General features: G+C 46.3%; 13 protein-coding genes and 1 tRNA gene. 13 read left to right on the forward strand and 1 reads right to left on the reverse strand.

Translation table 11 applies throughout. The features are described 5' to 3' along the window. The first annotated feature begins 25 nt into the window (after positions 1-25). From pheT to ICN23_RS08505, 6 genes are all read left to right on the forward strand, one after another. Positions 26-2,482, forward strand: a complete 2,457-nt coding sequence (gene pheT, locus ICN23_RS08480) for a phenylalanine--tRNA ligase subunit beta (RefSeq protein ID WP_216231716.1) — start codon at positions 26-28, stop codon at positions 2,480-2,482. A gap of 49 nt (positions 2,483-2,531) precedes the next feature. Next, positions 2,532-2,855, forward strand: a complete 324-nt coding sequence (locus tag ICN23_RS08485; RefSeq protein WP_068321512.1) for an integration host factor subunit alpha — start codon at positions 2,532-2,534, stop codon at positions 2,853-2,855. Continuing rightward, positions 2,833-3,183, forward strand: coding sequence for a MerR family transcriptional regulator (locus ICN23_RS08490; RefSeq protein WP_216190180.1), 351 nt, complete (start codon positions 2,833-2,835; stop codon positions 3,181-3,183). The genes ICN23_RS08485 and ICN23_RS08490 overlap by 23 nt, the downstream gene beginning before the upstream one ends. 25 nt (positions 3,184-3,208) lie before the next feature. Next, positions 3,209-3,285: transfer RNA gene (locus ICN23_RS08495), tRNA-Pro, on the forward strand. Between the two features lie 34 nt (positions 3,286-3,319). Continuing rightward, positions 3,320-3,727: a PaaI family thioesterase gene (locus ICN23_RS08500; RefSeq protein ID WP_216231717.1), complete on the forward strand. Its 408-nt coding sequence runs from the start codon at positions 3,320-3,322 to the stop codon at positions 3,725-3,727. 189 nt (positions 3,728-3,916) lie between these two features. Next, complete coding sequence (locus tag ICN23_RS08505) at positions 3,917-4,201, forward strand: H-NS family nucleoid-associated regulatory protein (protein ID WP_216231718.1); 285 nt, start codon at positions 3,917-3,919, stop codon at positions 4,199-4,201. Positions 4,202-4,277: 76 nt separating this feature from the next. On the opposite strand, the gene ICN23_RS08510 is transcribed toward ICN23_RS08505, so the two are convergent. Continuing rightward, positions 4,278-4,976 carry a helix-turn-helix domain-containing protein gene (locus ICN23_RS08510; RefSeq protein ID WP_216231719.1) on the reverse strand — a complete coding sequence of 233 codons (699 nt, stop codon included), beginning with the start codon at positions 4,974-4,976 and terminating at the stop codon, positions 4,278-4,280. 299 nt (positions 4,977-5,275) lie between these two features. On the opposite strand from ICN23_RS08510, the gene ICN23_RS08515 reads away from it, so the two are divergent. From ICN23_RS08515 to ICN23_RS08545, 7 genes are read left to right on the forward strand one after another with little or no spacing between them, the layout of a single operon-like run. Next, positions 5,276-8,131 (forward strand): 2-oxoglutarate dehydrogenase E1 component, encoded by a 2,856-nt coding sequence (locus ICN23_RS08515; RefSeq protein ID WP_216231720.1) that lies wholly within the window; start codon positions 5,276-5,278, stop codon positions 8,129-8,131. Positions 8,132-8,179: 48 nt separating this feature from the next. Further along, positions 8,180-9,391 carry a 2-oxoglutarate dehydrogenase complex dihydrolipoyllysine-residue succinyltransferase gene (gene odhB, locus ICN23_RS08520; RefSeq protein ID WP_216231721.1) on the forward strand — a complete coding sequence of 404 codons (1,212 nt, stop codon included), beginning with the start codon at positions 8,180-8,182 and terminating at the stop codon, positions 9,389-9,391. 12 nt (positions 9,392-9,403) lie between these two features. Continuing rightward, positions 9,404-10,840, forward strand: coding sequence for a dihydrolipoyl dehydrogenase (gene lpdA / locus ICN23_RS08525; protein ID WP_216231722.1), 1,437 nt, complete (start codon positions 9,404-9,406; stop codon positions 10,838-10,840). Then, positions 10,841-11,944, forward strand: coding sequence for a cell division protein ZapE (gene zapE / locus ICN23_RS08530; protein ID WP_216231723.1), 1,104 nt, complete (start codon positions 10,841-10,843; stop codon positions 11,942-11,944). It begins immediately after the preceding gene. 9 nt (positions 11,945-11,953) lie between these two features. After that, positions 11,954-12,805: a 3',5'-nucleoside bisphosphate phosphatase gene (locus tag ICN23_RS08535; protein WP_216231724.1), complete on the forward strand. Its 852-nt coding sequence runs from the start codon at positions 11,954-11,956 to the stop codon at positions 12,803-12,805. A gap of 28 nt (positions 12,806-12,833) precedes the next feature. Further along, positions 12,834-14,036 (forward strand): tryptophan--tRNA ligase, encoded by a 1,203-nt coding sequence (locus ICN23_RS08540; RefSeq protein WP_216231725.1) that lies wholly within the window; start codon positions 12,834-12,836, stop codon positions 14,034-14,036. 9 nt (positions 14,037-14,045) lie between these two features. Then, on the forward strand, positions 14,046-14,609 hold the full coding sequence (locus ICN23_RS08545; protein WP_255532737.1) for a bifunctional 2-polyprenyl-6-hydroxyphenol methylase/3-demethylubiquinol 3-O-methyltransferase UbiG: 564 nt from the start codon (positions 14,046-14,048) through the stop codon (positions 14,607-14,609). Positions 14,610-14,681: the final 72 nt, after the last annotated feature.

Consider the following 14,681-nt stretch of genomic DNA (forward strand, 5'->3'; position numbering starts at 1 on the left):
GCATTAATAAATCTTAGATCGCGCTATGCAATTTTCTGAATCTTGGCTCCGTCAGTATGTAAACCCATCACTTGATAGTGATGCGCTTGGTCATGCAATTACTATGGCCGGTTTAGAGGTTGAAGAGCAGCATTCAGTGGCACCAGCATTTACCAAGATTGTCGTTGCACAAATTCTCTCTGCAGAGCAGCATCCTGATGCAGACCGTTTGCGAGTTTGCAAAGTGGATGCAGGTACTGGCCAAGAATTGCAAATCGTTTGTGGCGCACCTAATGCGCGTGCTGGCATTAAGATCCCTTGCGCTCTGGTTGGTGCTGAATTACCTCCAGCAGAAGCGGGTGGCAAGCCTTTCCTGATTAAAGTAGGCAAGCTACGTGGTGTAGAAAGCCAAGGCATGCTGTGTTCTGGTCGTGAGCTCGGTTTGGGTGATGACCATGAAGGCATCTTAGAGTTGCCTACGGATGCTCCAGTTGGTCAAGATATTCGCCAATACCTCAATCTCGATGATCAAATCTTCGTTATCAAATTAACGCCAAACAAAGCCGATTGCCTCTCATTGATGGGGATGGCAAGAGAAGTTTCAGCAATCACTGGTGCTGCCCTCTGTGCTCCAAAGTGGACGCCGCCGGCAGTAACCATTCAAGATAAGCGCAAAGTTACTGTCGAAAATAAAGAACTTTGCGGTCGCTTTGCAGGCCGTGTCATTCGTGGTGTGAATCCGCAAGCCAAAACACCTGATTGGATGATTCAGCGTCTGTGTAATGCCGGTCAAAGAAGTATTTCTGCTTTGGTAGATCTATCGAATTATGTGATGTTAGAGATGGGTCAGCCTACACACGTATTTGATATCGATAAATTGAATGGCGACATCACTGTGCGCTGGGCTAAATCAGGTGAGACACTCGAGCTTCTCAATGGCCAGACAGTGACTTTGCAGGGCCCAGATTCTGCTGGCAAGATGCAAGATGCGGGCGTAGTTGCAGACCAATCTGGTCCAGTAGCGCTTGCAGGCATTATGGGTGGAAATCACTGCGCAGTAACAGATGACACCAAAAATATCTATGTTGAAGCAGCTTATTGGCTGCCTGCAGCGATTCAGGGTCGTGCCCGTCGCTTCAATTTCAGTACAGATGCAGCCCATCGCTTTGAGCGTGGCGTAGATCCGCAAAATACGGTTAATTGCTTAGAGTATCTCAGCGCCTTAATTATTGAGGTTTGCGGTGGTCAAGCAGGTCCAGTGGATGATCAGGTTCTCAATGTTCCAGAGCGTAAGCCGGTCAAAATGCGTTTGGCTAGAGCGGAAAAAGTCATCGGCATTCCGCTGACAAGCGAAGTAGTGGCCGATGTATTTAAGCGTCTCGGTTTTGAATTCAAGCAAGAGGGTGATGCGTTTGTTGTTACTCCTCCAAGCTATCGTTTCGATATTGAGATCGAAGAAGATTTAATTGAAGAAGTTGCACGTATGTACGGCTTCGAAAACATTCCCGATCAACCGCCAGTCGCCTCATTAAAGATGAGCGCTAAAGCGGAAGCGAAACGCGGTATTCATTTGCTACGTCAGCGTTTTGCATTGCAAGGGTATCAAGAGGCTGTGAACTTTGGTTTCACGGATCTTGAAAGCGAACAGCGTCTTGCAGGGGCTAAAGAGGAAGACCTAATTAAGGTGCTCAATCCAATCGCCAATCAATATGGTGTGATGCGTAGCAATCTGTGGGGTGGCTTGCTTTCCAATCTGAAGTCTAATTTAAACCGCGGAGCAGGTCGTGTGCGCCTGTTTGAGACTGGCCGCGTATTTAAGCGTGACCCTAATGCGCAAGAAGAAGCCGGCAAAGTAGCAGGTTTTCATCAGCCGCAAAAAATTGGCGGCTTAGCTTATGGTTCATTCGTACCCGAGCAGTGGGCCAATGCAACGCGTGCGGTAGATTTCTTCGATGTGAAGGGTGATCTTGAGCGCGTCTTAGATCCGCTGCATTTTGTAACAGAATCCGCGCAACATCCTGCACTGCATCCTGGCCGTTCAGCACAAGTGATTTTGAAGTCCGGAAAAAACAATATTGCCATTGGTTGGATAGGTGAATTGCATCCAGGCTTGCAACAAGCCTATGAACTTCCGCAAGCACCAGTGTTATTTGAATTGGACTTAGAGCCAATTCGTGAACTGGGATTGCCGGTTCCTGAAGAATTAAGTAAATTCCCTGCCGTGCAACGAGATTTAGCATTGGTAGTAAAACAAAGTGTTTCTGCGCAATCTTTGCTAGATGTTATGGCTGCGAGTAAACAGAATTTTGTCCGCAATATTGAGCTCTTTGACGAGTTCAAGCCCAAGGCGGGTTCAAGCAGCATGGCAGACGATGAGAAAAGCTTAGCTTTCCGTGTCACCCTGTTAAATCCTAATGAAACATTACAAGACCCCCAAATTGACGCAGTAATGGCTGCTTTATTGGCTGCCGTTGAGAAAAAATGTGCGGCTCGTCTGCGCTAGGTTTAGTATTAGATATAAATCGAATAATTAGTTACCAAAGAGACATGCAATGACCGAATTGATTTCTAACGATACCGTTACTAAAAATGAGCTATCAGAGGCTCTCTTTGATCAGGTTGGATTGAATAAGCGTGAAGCGAAAGACATGATTGATGCTTTCTTTGATCGCATTGGCCAATCTCTTGAGACCGGCGTAGAAGTAAAGATTTCTGGTTTTGGTAATTTCCAGTTGCGCAATAAATCGGCTCGTCCTGGCCGAAATCCAAAGACAGGTCAAATGATTCCGATTGCTGCTAGACGTGTAGTTACTTTTCACGCTAGTCAAAAGCTTAAAGATGTAGTGGAGTCACATGCTCGAGAAAACCGAGTTTGATGCCAGCTCAGCGCTGCTGAGCTCTCAACTTCCCCCGATACCAGCTAAGCGTTATTTCACTATTGGTGAAGTGGCAGATCTTTGTGGTGTTCGTTCTCACGTATTACGCTATTGGGAGCAAGAGTTTTCCCAATTAAGCCCGCAAAAACGACGTGGTAACCGTCGCTATTACCAGCACCATGAGGTAGTCCTCATCAGAAAAATTCGCTCACTTTTATACGAAGAGGGCTTTACGATTAGTGGTGCACGTAATCGCCTTGAAGAAGCTCGCGGCGACCTCCGTCTGCGTGAAGAATTGCAAGCTGTTCTGCAGATTCTCTCTAAATAGTTACTGATACAATTTTGTCTTTCGTCGGGGCGTAGCGCAGCCTGGTAGCGTACATGCATGGGGTGCATGTGGTCGGAGGTTCAAATCCTCTCGCCCCGACCATACAATTTCTTCTCATCATTTCAAAATCGATTCCATGACAAGCACTGATAAATCTATTGAGTATTTTGGCCTCAAGATTCCTTTTTTGGCTCATTTAGGTGTAGTCCCAGAGTATGCGAAAGATGGCAAATCACGGATTAGCCTGGAAATTAGACCTGAGTATGAGAATAGCTTTGGTATCGCTCATGGCGGCGTGATCATGACTTTGCTTGATTTTGCGATGGGTGCTGCAGCCAGAAGTACGACCGACGTGCCTTTGGGTGCCATGACCATTGATATGGCCGTTAGCTTCTTACGTCCCAGCGTTGGCAAAATCGCCGTTGAGGGCACTATATTGAAACCAGGTAAAACCATTAATTACTGTGAAGCGATTGTCTTAAATGAGGCTGGGGAGATTACGGCCAAATCCAGCGGTACTTTCATGTTGAGAAAATCAAGCTGAACTTAATTATCTATAGTATTTATAAAGATTATGTCTTTTATTTAATTTAATAGATATAGCACTGATAAATATAGGTTAATAATCCCAATAATATATATTGCTAGATAAATTAATTTATATATAATTACTCTCTAATACGGTTTATATCTACCGTATAAAACAACATATTATTTGGAGAGTAAAAAGAATATGCCTTCTTATAAAGAGCTTTTAGCCCAACGCGAACAGTTGGATAAACAGATTAAAGAAGCAATTGCCCTAGAAAAGGCAGATGGTATTGCCAAAGCCAAGCTCATTATTGAGCAATATGGATTGAGCGCCTCAGACCTATTTAGCCGTAAAGCGGGCGCTAAGAGTGCTGGTGGCAAGGTTGCCCCTAAATACCGTAACCCGTCCACAGGCGAAACTTGGACCGGTCGCGGCAAAGCTCCTAAATGGATCGAGGGCAGGGATCGTAGTAGCTATTTAATCTAAGTTACTGTATTAATTGAGTTTTAGGATAAAGGCCGCTAATAGCGGCCTTTATCATTTCCTTTGTATCTAATGCGCGCTATGCGCACTTTCTAGTGAGGGCCTCAACAAAGAGGGGCTCAAGTAGCTCATGTCTACTTCCATGTGCCCAGCTGCCTTCTATCTCAGGATTGGTGGCTGGGTAGCCAATAATGAGGGGATTCATGTCAATTAAGCCATTTTCCAGCTCCTTTTTGATGCTTTCGCTTAATGGGGGCTTGCCCCCGGAATTCTCATCAACCAGAGTGACTACCCCTGGATGAAGTTTGATAAAACCTTCATCTACTAGAATAGGTATACGCTGTGTGTCCTTGTTTTTACTCAAATAATGGATCAAATGTACTTGCTCTACCGGCGGAATGAGGGCATCTAAAAAGATTAAATCGGGGGCTATTGAAACAGCCTTCATCAGGCCCTCTAGGCTATCGACTGCCATCTCCATGTCCACTTTGAGCTGCCAATCGGCAATGGCATCTATTAATTCTTGCCCATTTTCAGATCTTCTAAAGATTCCCATGGCAATGCAGTTCTGAGTGGTCTTTTGCCGCATAGCTCTCTTTCTTCGCTGTAGCTGCTGATCTAGAGAGCTTGCTAATATGCGTCGATGGCCGCCACGAGTTTTCCAGGCGATTAACTCACCTAATTCAACCATTTTTTGAACGGTACCCAAGGAAACTTGCAAAATCTTGGCGCTTTGACGGGTGCTGAGGTATTCAGTTTCTGGGGTCATTGATTTCATATTTCCCTTAATTTCATTTATTTGTTTGAAGATTTAGAGAATAAAAATCAAAATCATTTGAATCTGTCGGCAAATCTTTAAAGCAAGGTAGGAAACTTCTTATTAATTGCTCAAAATAGGGGGATACCCCCAAAACCCCTTAAATCAGGGAAAGCCCTTTATGTATCAATGGTCATTCGTGTTAAATTACTGTCGTAGTACCGGTATTTGCACAGATCAATTCGTGAAGCGGTATAGCCGTAGAGCGGATGGTTTTAACCACAGTTTTTAATCGGGAAACCCGATGAAAGGTGAGCATCATGATGCAGGATCAAAGAGATAATTCCTATCTCTTCGGCGGAAACGCCCCCTACGTAGAGGAACTCTACGAATCTTACTTGCACGATCCAGCTTCCGTAGCTGATCATTGGCGAGATTATTTCGATAACGTGAAACAGGTTCCAGCAGTTGATGGTTCATCTCGAACTGATATTGCACACGGACCGATTGTTGCTTCATTTGCTGAGCGCGCTAAGCAAGGTCCAATCAGAACGATTTCTGATTCGGCTGACTCAGAGATGGGCCGCAAACGCGTTGCTGTTCAGCAGTTAATTGCCGCGTATCGTAACGTCGGCAATCGCTGGGCAAACTTAGATCCATTGAAGCGGACAGAGCGCCAGGATATTCCTGAGTTAGATCCCGCTTTCTATGGCTTTACTGATGGCGATATGGATATCGTCTTCAATACAAGTAATACATTCTTCGGCAAGAACGAAATGTCTCTGCGCGATTTGCTCCAGGCATTGCGCGAAACCTATTGCGGCACGATTGGTGTCGAGTTCATGTTTATTGCCGATCAAAAAATTAAGAAGTGGTGGCAAGAGAAGTTGGAGTCCATTCGCTCAACCCCACAATTTAATGTGGATGAAAAGCGTCAGATCTTGGATCGTGTGACTGCTGCTGAAGGCCTTGAGCGTTACCTCCAGGCAAAGTATGTAGGTCAAAAGCGCTTCTCCCTTGAGGGTGGTGAGAGCTTTATTGCCTGTATGGACGAGTTGATTCGTGATGCGGGTAATAAGGGTGTTCAAGAGATCGTAATTGGTATGGCCCACCGTGGTCGTCTCAACGTATTGGTAAACACCTTGGGCAAAATGCCTAAAGACTTGTTTGCTGAGTTTGAGCACAAAGGTCCTGAAACATTGCCTGCGGGTGACGTGAAGTATCACCAAGGTTTCTCAAGCGATATTTCGACTCCTGGCGGCCCGGTTCATTTGTCGTTGGCATTTAACCCATCCCATTTAGAGATCGTTAACCCAGTAGTTGAAGGTTCTGCACGTGCTCGTATGGAGCGTCGCGGTGATATGTTGGGTGATCAAGTGATGCCAATCTTGGTTCATGGTGACGCTGCGATTGCTGGTCAGGGTGTGATGCAAGAAACTTTAGCGATGTCTGAGGTTCGTGGTTACTCAACCGGTGGCACAGTGCACATCGTGATTAATAACCAAATTGGTTTCACAACTTCTGACCCGCGTGACTTGCGTTCTAGCTTGTATTGCACGGACATCATGAAGATTGTTGATGCCCCTGTATTGCACGTGAACGGCGATGATCCTGAAGCGGTGGTCTTGGCAACCAAGTTGGCTGTTGAGTTCCGCATGAAGTTCCATAAAGACGTAGCGATCGATATCATCTGCTTCCGTAAGCTTGGCCATAACGAGCAAGATACGCCTGCAATGACTCAGCCGTTAATGTACAAAATCATTGCTGCACACCCTGGTACCCGCAAGCTCTATGCTGACAAGTTAGAAACTCAAGGTGTATTGCCGGCCGGTACTGGTGACCTGATGGTTAAAGAGTATCGCGCTGCAATGGATGAAGGTAAGCAAACGTCTGATCCAGTATTGAGTAATTTCAAAGGCAAGTTTGCCGTGGATTGGTCCCCATTCTTAAATAAGAAGTGGACTGATGAAGCTGATACTGCAATTCCATTGACAGAGTGGAAGCGATTGGCTGAAAAGATCTCCACTATTCCAGAAGGCTTTAAAGCGCATCCATTAGTTGCGAAGGTTTATAACGACCGCGCTGCAATGGGACGTGGCGAGGCAAATGTTGACTGGGGTATGGGTGAGCACATGGCTTTCGCATCCTTAGTTGCAAGTGGCTATCCAGTTCGTTTATCTGGTGAAGATAGTGGACGCGGTACCTTTACCCACCGTCACGCGGTATTGCATGAGCAAAACCGTGAGAAGTGGGATACCGGCACCTATATCGCACTCCAGCACGTTACTAAAGATCAAGCTCCGTTTGTGGTGATTGACTCCATTCTTTCCGAAGAAGCAGTGCTTGGATTTGAATACGGTTACGCAGCAGCAGAGCCAAACACTTTAACTATTTGGGAAGCCCAGTTCGGTGACTTCGCAAACGGTGCTCAAGTGGTTATCGACCAGTTCATCGCCTCTGGCGAAGTGAAGTGGGGTCGTGCTAACGGCTTGGTAATGATGTTGCCGCATGGTTATGAAGGTCAAGGACCTGAGCATTCCTCAGCACGTCTTGAGCGTTTCATGCAGTTGTGCGCCGATACCAATATGCAAGTCATTCAGCCGACTACTGCAGCGCAAATCTTCCATGTATTACGTCGTCAAATGATTCGTCAGTTCCGCAAGCCGCTGATCTTGATGACTCCAAAATCATTGCTGCGTAATAAAGAAGCTGCATCACCTTTATCTGAATTTACAAAAGGTGGCTTCCAAACTGTAATTGGTGAACGCGATGAATCTATCGACGCTAAGCAGGTTACCCGCTTGGTAATGTGTTCTGGCAAGGTCTATTACGACTTGGTGAAGCAACGCGCCGAGAAGAAGATTGGTGATGTTGCCATTATTCGCTTGGAGCAGCTGTATCCATTCCCGCACAAAGCATTGACTGCTGAATTGAAGAAGTATCCAAAGCTAGAAGAGGTTGTATGGTGTCAGGACGAGCCACAAAACCAAGGTGCTTGGTTCTTTGTGCAACACAATATCTTGGAAAACATGTCTGATGGCATGAAGTTGGGCTATGCGGGCCGTCCTGCATCAGCGTCACCAGCTTGTGGTTATGCACATCTCCACCAAGAACAGCAGAAGTCTTTACTGAATGCGGCATTTGCCAAACTCAAAGGTTACGTGATTACGAAATAATCGTATTCATAACTCAACATACACACATATATATAAACAGGATTAATCATGGCTATTTTCGAAGTTAAAGTTCCCCAACTCTCAGAGTCAGTTGCTGAAGCAACTTTGTTGCAATGGAAAAAGAAGGTTGGCGACGCTGTTGGTCAAGATGAGATCTTGATCGAAATCGAAACAGATAAAGTGGTTCTCGAAGTACCAGCTCCATCAGCTGGCGTGCTCACGGAGATCGTTGTTGCTGACGGCGGCACCGTTGTTGCTGAGCAGTTGATTGCGAAGATCGACAGCACTGCTGTTGCAGCTGCAGCTCCTGCTGCTGCCGCACCTGCACCAGCTGCTGCTCCTGCAGCCGCAGCACCGGCTAAAGCAGCCGCTCCTGCAGCTAAAGCTGGCGCAGCCGCAGCTCCTTCAGCTGCAAAAATTCTTGCTGAGAAGGGTGTCGAGGCTGGTCAAGTTGCCGGTTCTGGGCGAGATGGTCGTATCACTAAAGGTGATGCATTGAATGCTTCTGCAGGTGGCGCTAAGTCTGCTGCATTGCCAAGCGCACCAATTCCAATGGGCGATCGTCCAGAAGAGCGCGTTCCAATGAGCCGCTTGCGCGCTCGTATTGCTGAGCGTTTGCTCGAGTCTCAAGCAAACAACGCCATCTTGACTACATTCAATGAAGTCAACATGGGTCCAGTGATTGCTTTGCGTAATAAGTACAAAGACCAGTTTGAGAAAACCCATGGCGTGAAGTTAGGCTTCATGTCTTTCTTCGTAAAAGCAGCGACACACGCTTTGAAGAAATTCCCACTCTTGAATGCTTCTGTTGACGGTAATGACATCGTTTACCACGGTTACTTTGATATCGGTATCGCTGTGAGCTCACCACGTGGCTTGGTAGTTCCAATTTTGCGTGACGTTGACCAAATGAATTTGGCTGATATAGAGAAGAAGATTGCTGAGTTTGGTACTAAAGCTCGTGAAGGTAAGTTGTCTATTGAAGAGTTGACTGGCGGTACATTCTCCATCTCTAACGGTGGCGTATTCGGCTCCATGCTTTCTACTCCGATCATCAACCCACCTCAATCCGCTATTTTGGGTATCCATGCTACTAAAGACCGTGCTGTTGTTGAAAACGGTCAAGTAGTTGTTCGCCCAATTAACTACCTTGCTTTGTCATACGATCACCGCATCATTGACGGCCGTGAGGCTGTGCTTGGTTTGGTTGCTATGAAGGATGCGTTGGAAGATCCTTCACGTCTTCTCCTTGATTTGTAAGAAGGGAAGATCATGAGCCAAGCTTTTGACGTAGTAGTTATTGGTGGTGGCCCTGGTGGCTACATCGCCGCAATTCGTGCAGCGCAACTTGGTTTTAAGGTTGCCTGTGCTGAATCTAGTTCTTATGATGATCCTAAGGGTGAGCCACGTTTAGGTGGTACATGCTTGAACGTTGGTTGTATTCCTTCTAAGGCCTTGTTGGCCTCTTCTGAGGAATTCGAGAAGATCAATCATCATGCTGCTGATCACGGAATTAAAGTGGGTGCTGTAAGCATCGACTCTAAGAAGATGATCGCCCGAAAAGATGACATCGTTACCAAGATGACTGGTGGTATTCAGTACTTGTTCCGCAAGAACAAAATCACTTTATTAAAAGGCCATGCGTCATTTGAAGGCAAGGGTGCTGATGGTTATCAAGTGAAGATTGATGGCAAAGACAAAGAAACCGTTACTGCAAAGAATGTCATCATTGCAACTGGTTCTAAGGCGCGTCATCTTCCGGGTATCGCTGTAGATAACGTATTGATTTGCGATAACGAAGGTGCCTTGAAGTTTGATTCTGCTCCTAAGAAATTAGGCGTAATTGGTGCAGGCGTGATTGGCTTAGAGTTGGGTTCTGTATGGCGTCGTCTCGGTGCTGAAGTAACCGTGCTGGAAGCAATGCCTTCATTCTTAGCTGCTTGCGACGCAGGTATCGCTAAAGAAGCGCAGAAGCTTTTTGCAAAACAAGGCTTGAGCATTAACACTGGCGTCAAAATTGGCGATGTGAAGGCTGATAAGAAAGGTGTAGTAGTTAATTACACTGACAGCGCTGGTAAAGCTGCTAAGTTGGAATGTGACCGCTTAATTGTTTCAGTGGGTCGTGTGCCAAACACTGACAAATTAGGTTTAGACAAGATTGGCCTCAAAGTGGATGAGCGTGGCTTCATTCCTATTGATGATCACACTTGCGCGACTGCAGCACCTGGCGTGTACGCTGTTGGTGACGTAGTTCGTGGACCAATGTTGGCACACAAAGCAGAAGACGAAGGTGTCTTGGTTGCTGAGGTGATTGCTGGTCAAAAACCACATATCGATTACAACTGCATTCCTTGGGTTATTTACACTGATCCAGAGATTGCATGGGTTGGTAAAACAGAGCAAGCTCTCAAAGAAGCTGGTGTTGCTTATAAAGCAGGTCAGTTCCCATTTGCTGCTAACGGCCGTGCATTAGGTATGGGTCGTGCTGATGGTTTCATCAAAGTATTGGCTGATGCTAAGACAGACGAAATCCTTGGCGTACACATCATCGGTGCTAATGCTTCTGACCTCATTGCTGAAGCGGCAGTAGCTATGGAATTCAAAGCAGCAGCAGAAGATATTGCTCGTATCTGTCATGCACATCCAAGTTTGTCTGAAGTGATGCGCGAAGCAGCGTTAGCGACAGACTCACGTGCATTAAATATGTAATTGAAAACCATTGAGTTTTACCAACAAGAGTTAAAGACGCGCGGGTATCAGAGTGATCCCGCGCAGCTTCGCGCTGTAGAGCGTCTACAGAAATGCGAAGACGAGTGGATTGCATACAAGGAAATCCGCAGTAATACCCTAAAGAAAAAGATATTCAAGCCGAATCTCCCACGTGGTCTGTACTTATGGGGTGGGGTAGGACGCGGTAAGTCTTTCTTAATGGACTGCTTTTATGCAGCTTCGCCACTAGAAAAAAAGATCCGCATTCATTTTCATGAGTTCATGCGCGAAGTCCATCGTGAGCTCCATGAGTTATCAGGCCTATCAGATCCGCTAGATGAATTAGCTAAGCGCATCTCCAATCGTTATCGTTTGATTTGCTTCGATGAATTTCATATCAATGACATCGCTGATGCAATGATTTTGTATCGCTTGCTTGACGCACTTTTTGCAGACCGCGTGCAGTTTGTGATGACGTCAAACTATCGTCCTGATCAGTTGTATCCCAATGGTTTACACCGCGATCGATTGATTCCTGCGATTAAATTGCTGGAAGAAAAATTAGATGTATTAAACGTTGATGCTGGCAATGACTACCGTCGCGTACAGATGGCCCAAGTTGAGGCCTACCTAACTCCTGTCAATGCTGAAACACAAGCGACCTTGGGTCAAATGTTTCAAACGCTGATTGGCAATCAAAAAGAGACGCGCAATCCTATTTTAAATATTGAGTCCCGCGAATTGCGCCCCTTGCATATGGCTGATGGCGTAGTTTGGTTTGACTTCAAAACTCTGTGCTGCGGCCCACGCTCTCAAAATGATTACCTGGAGATTGCTAACCAGTTTCATACGGTCATTCTGTCGGGGGTGCCCTATATGCCACCTAGAATGACTAACGAAGCCCGTCGTTTTATTTGGCTCATTGATGTCCTATACGACCATAAGATCAAGCTCATCATTTCTGCTGAGGTCCCAGCCCCGGATTTGTATACCGAGGGTCAAATTACCGCTGAATTCTCCAGAACCGTGTCCCGTTTGATCGAGATGCAGTCTCGTGACTACCTCGATGCTCCGCGTCGGGTAATTGATACCAGCTTGACCTAAAATAGGGTCATGAGTAGCTTTTCACCCCTAAATGCCGATTTGCATTGCCATTCAGTGATTTCTGACGGCACTTTGACGCCCGAAGAATTGGCCGAGCGCGCCAAAGCAAATGGAGTGCATTTATGGGCTCTGACTGACCATGACGAGTTGGGTGGACAGAAGCGTGCCCGAGAGGCAGCTAGCGCATTACAAATTGATTACCTTGCTGGAGTAGAAATTTCTGTCACCTGGATGGGTGAGACCATTCACATTGTCGGTCTTGGAATTGATGCAGAGCATGCTGGAATTATTGAAGGTTTGCGTCAAACGCGAGATGGTCGTGCAAATCGCGCCAAATTGATGGCTGAGCAATTACTTAAAGTCGGTATTGCGGGTGCTTATGAGGGGGCACTGCATTTCGCAGGTAACCACGACTTAATTTCTAGAACCCACTTCGCACGTTTTTTAGTGGAGCAGGGCGTATGCCGCAATACTGAACATGTATTCAAGAATTACTTAATTGAAGGAAAGCCGGGATATGTCCCGCATCAGTGGGCGAACTTGGATAATGCAGTTCACTGGATTAAGTCGGCAGGGGGTGTGGCCGTTATTGCCCATCCCGGTCGTTACAGTAGACTGAATGCAATGCAGATGGACGAGCTTTACAAGCACTTTAAAGATCTTGGCGGCCTGGCCATTGAGGTGATTACCGGCAGTCACAGTCCAGATCAATATAAAACTTTTGCAAAGATTGCTCAGCAATATGGTTTCTTAGCGTCTCGCGGTTCAGACTTTCATGACCCGAACGAGAGCCACATTGACTTAGGTAATTTGCCACACTTACCAGACCACCTGACTCCAGTATGGTCTGCCTTCCACTAAATAATTAATCACATAGAAAAAAATACAGATGTTTGCTGAACGCGTTCTCTCTGGTATGCGCCCAACCGGTAATTTGCACTTAGGTCACTACCACGGTGTTTTAAAGAACTGGGTACGTTTGCAGTCTGAATACCCCTGTTTCTTTTTTGTAGCCGATTGGCATGCACTAACTACCCACTATGAAACCCCAGATGTGATTGAGCAATCCGTATGGGATATGGTGATTGATTGGTTGGCAACTGGCGTAGATCCAAACCAAGCCACTTTGTTTATTCAGAGCAAAGTGCCTGAGCATGCCGAACTATTTTTATTGCTTTCAATGGGTACCCCATTGGGTTGGTTGGAGCGGGTGCCAACCTATAAAGATCAGATTGAAAAGCTCAAAGAAAAAGACCTGCAAACCTATGGTTTCTTGGGCTATCCATTGCTCCAAGCCGCAGATATATTGATCTATCGCGCTCAGTTTGTTCCTGTAGGCGAAGATCAAGTTCCCCACGTTGAGATGACTCGCGAAGTGGCACGTCGCTTTAATTATTTATATGGACGTGAGCCTGGTTTTGAAGAAAAGGCTTTAGAGGCCGTTAAAAAATTAGGAAGCAAGCGCGCCAAGATGTATGCGGAGTTACGAGTGGCATATCAGGAGCGTGGTGATGATGAGGCGTTAGAGCAAGCTAAAGCATTGCTCCATGAAGCGCAAAGTTTATCCATGGCTGACCGCGAAAGGCTTTTTGGTTTCTTGGAGGGTGCGCGCAAAATTATTCTGCCAGAACCCCAGGCATTATTGACTACGGCCTCTCGCATGCCTGGTATTGATGGACAGAAGATGTCCAAGTCTTATGGCAATACGATTAGCATTCGTGAAAATCCGGAGGATGTGATTAAGAAGATTCGCACGATGCCTACAGATCCTGCTCGCGTTCGTAGAACCGACGTTGGTGACCCAGCACGTTGCCCAGTTTGGCAGCTCCATACCGTCTACTCTAATGAGGAGACCAAGCAGTGGGTGGATAAGGGTTGTAAATCCGCTGGCATTGGCTGCCTGGAGTGCAAGCAGCCTGTTATAGATGCGATTCTGGCTGAGCAGCAACCCATGTTTGAGCGTGCACAGAAGTATTTAGATGATCCTAGTTTGCTACGGTCCATCATTGCCGATGGTTGCGATAAAGCACGCAAGGTTGCTCAAGAAACTATGCGTGAGGTTCGCGAGTCTATGGGACTGGCTTACGATTGAGGATTGATCTTGCCTAATGCGCATGATGTGATTTCCAATGCATCTCCTTGGGTGAAGCGGTTTTCCCCGCTCATTCCAAAGGATGGTGTTGTTTTGGATCTTGCCTGTGGATCTGGGCGTCATTCAGAGTGGTTGGCAAACGCAGGTCACCAGGTATTGGCGGTTGACCAAAATCTTGCAGCACTAGAATCTTTAAATCACCCACTGATTTCTCTCCAGAGTTGCGATCTTGAGCAAGCGGATTGGCCCCTCATAGGGGGCGATTTCAGCGCTATTGTTGTAACCAATTACCTGTATCGGCCACATTTAGACGAGTTACCCAAAATGCTGCAAGCAGGGGGTGTCTTAATCTATGAAACTTTTGCCCTGGGCAATGGGGAATTTGGTAAGCCTTCGAACCCAAATTTCCTTCTAAATCCTGGGGAATTGCTCGCATTTGCAGCCCGCCACGAGCTTAAAGTAGTGGCTTATGAGGATATTTATGTGGATGAGCCCAAACCAGCTATGGTTCAGCGCCTATGCGCTGTAAAAGGTGAGCTAAAACAGCGCATTCCGTTACAATTTCAGGGTTAAGACAGCTAAAAATCGGTGCATATTCGGTGACAAATACAGCTCATTCCAAAGGTAGTAAAAAGCCCATCGCTG

Origin of the sequence: Polynucleobacter sp. MWH-Jannik1A5 (genome assembly GCF_018881795.1) — a bacterium.
GTDB lineage: Bacteria > Pseudomonadota > Gammaproteobacteria > Burkholderiales > Burkholderiaceae > Polynucleobacter.

Bases quoted from the DNA above. Each gene is read 5' to 3' on its own strand.
- lpdA (WP_216231722.1), top strand. From the start codon at position 9,404: ATGAGCCAAGCTTTTGACGTAGTAGTTATTGGTGGTGGCCCTGGTGGC.
- ICN23_RS08515 (WP_216231720.1), top strand. From the start codon at position 5,276: ATGATGCAGGATCAAAGAGATAATTCCTATCTCTTCGGCGGAAACGCC.
- ICN23_RS08500 (WP_216231717.1), top strand. From the start codon at position 3,320: ATGACAAGCACTGATAAATCTATTGAGTATTTTGGCCTCAAGATTCCT.
- ICN23_RS08535 (WP_216231724.1), top strand. From the start codon at position 11,954: ATGAGTAGCTTTTCACCCCTAAATGCCGATTTGCATTGCCATTCAGTG.
- ICN23_RS08485 (WP_068321512.1), top strand. From the start codon at position 2,532: ATGACCGAATTGATTTCTAACGATACCGTTACTAAAAATGAGCTATCA.
- pheT (WP_216231716.1), top strand. From the start codon at position 26: ATGCAATTTTCTGAATCTTGGCTCCGTCAGTATGTAAACCCATCACTT.
- ICN23_RS08540 (WP_216231725.1), top strand. From the start codon at position 12,834: ATGTTTGCTGAACGCGTTCTCTCTGGTATGCGCCCAACCGGTAATTTG.
- ICN23_RS08490 (WP_216190180.1), top strand. From the start codon at position 2,833: ATGCTCGAGAAAACCGAGTTTGATGCCAGCTCAGCGCTGCTGAGCTCT.
- ICN23_RS08505 (WP_216231718.1), top strand. From the start codon at position 3,917: ATGCCTTCTTATAAAGAGCTTTTAGCCCAACGCGAACAGTTGGATAAA.
- ICN23_RS08510 (WP_216231719.1), bottom strand. From the start codon at position 4,976: ATGAAATCAATGACCCCAGAAACTGAATACCTCAGCACCCGTCAAAGC.
- odhB (WP_216231721.1), top strand. From the start codon at position 8,180: ATGGCTATTTTCGAAGTTAAAGTTCCCCAACTCTCAGAGTCAGTTGCT.